The sequence below is a fragment of the Acidovorax delafieldii 2AN genome (assembly GCF_000175235.1).
Taxonomy (GTDB): domain Bacteria; phylum Pseudomonadota; class Gammaproteobacteria; order Burkholderiales; family Burkholderiaceae_C; genus Acidovorax; species Acidovorax delafieldii_B.
In genome coordinates this window covers 1-1,276 of sequence record NZ_ACQT01000501.1, presented here as the reverse complement: position 1 = coordinate 1,276, position 1,276 = coordinate 1, and the positions used below count along the sequence as shown (strand labels likewise).

Annotated in this window: 1 protein-coding gene; it reads left to right on the top strand. The window is 69.2% G+C overall.

The features are described 5' to 3' along the window. Window positions 1–196 precede the first annotated feature (196 nt). Window positions 197–1,276, top strand: a 1,080-nt coding sequence (locus ACDELDRAFT_RS22595; RefSeq protein ID WP_005801287.1) for a GGDEF domain-containing protein, incomplete at its 3' end; no start/stop codon positions are given.

The following is a 1,276-nucleotide window of genomic DNA, read 5'->3' as shown; positions in this document are numbered from 1 at the left end:
GGTCTGCGGCACTTGGGGGCGGGCGCCGTGTTCGCCGCCACCGGGCGCTTGTCCGATGCGTGCCGTTCTTGCGTTGCGCTGCGCGGCGCCTGGGCTGACAATGCCCATCCATGCCGCCACCGGGGCTGAAATACCCGCCATGGCGCCCGTCTGACCGCGCCCCGCGCAGCACCTCGAGCACAACACGCCTGACCGTATGGAAACCTTTGTCTGGGATCAGAACTTTGTCACCGGCTTGCCCGTCGTCGATCAGCAGCACCAGGCGCTGGTCGACCTGTTCAATGAGCTCAGCCGCTCGCTGTTTCTGGAAGGGGGCGACCGCGAGGCGGTGCTGGCGGACACGTTCGGACGGCTGGAGGCCTATACCCGCGAGCATTTCCGTGACGAAGAAGAGCTGATGCGTGCCGAGGGCGTGGACGCGCGGCACATCCAGGTGCACCGCGCACTGCACGACGAGTTCGTGGCGCAGGTCCGCACGATGTGGGGGCGCCGCAACGACATGGCCGAGCCTGCCGAAACCTTCGTCGGCTTCCTCACCGCGTGGCTGGGGTTGCACATCCTGGGCATCGACCAGGCGTTGGCGCGCCAGATCCGGCTGATCCGCCAGGGGGTGCCGGCCGCCGCGGCGTTCGAGCGCGAGGGGGCCACGCAGGACCTGGGCACCCAGGCCCTGCTCAAGATGATCGGCAAGCTCTACCACGTGCTGTCGATGCAGAACGCCGACTTGGCGCGCGCCAACCTGCACCTCGAAGACCGCGTGGCGCAGCGCACCCTCGAGCTGGCCCGCGTCAACGAGGACCTCAAGCAGGCCAATGCGCGGCTGGAGGCGTTCTCGCGCACCGACGGCCTGTTGCAACTGGCCAACCGTCCGTATTTCGACGGCCGGCTGGCGCAGGCCTGTGCCAATGCCTACCGGCAGGGGCGCCCGGTGGGCCTGCTCATGATCGATGTCGACCATTTCAAGCGCTACAACGACACCTACGGCCACCAGGCGGGTGACGCCTGCCTGCAGGCCGTGGCACGCGCGGTGCAGGGGGCGATGCTGCGGGCCACGGACCTGGTGGCGCGCTACGGCGGCGAAGAGCTGGCTGTGATCCTGCCAGACACCGACGCCGTCGGCTCAAGCGCCATTGCGGCGCGCGTGGTGGACGCCGTGGCGAGCCTGGGGCTGGCGCATGCGGCTTCGGACGCAGCACCCCATGTCTCGGTGAGCGTGGGCGCTGCCAGCCACATTCCCACGCAGCGCGATGCCTGCGCGCCGTTGCTGCTGGCCCAG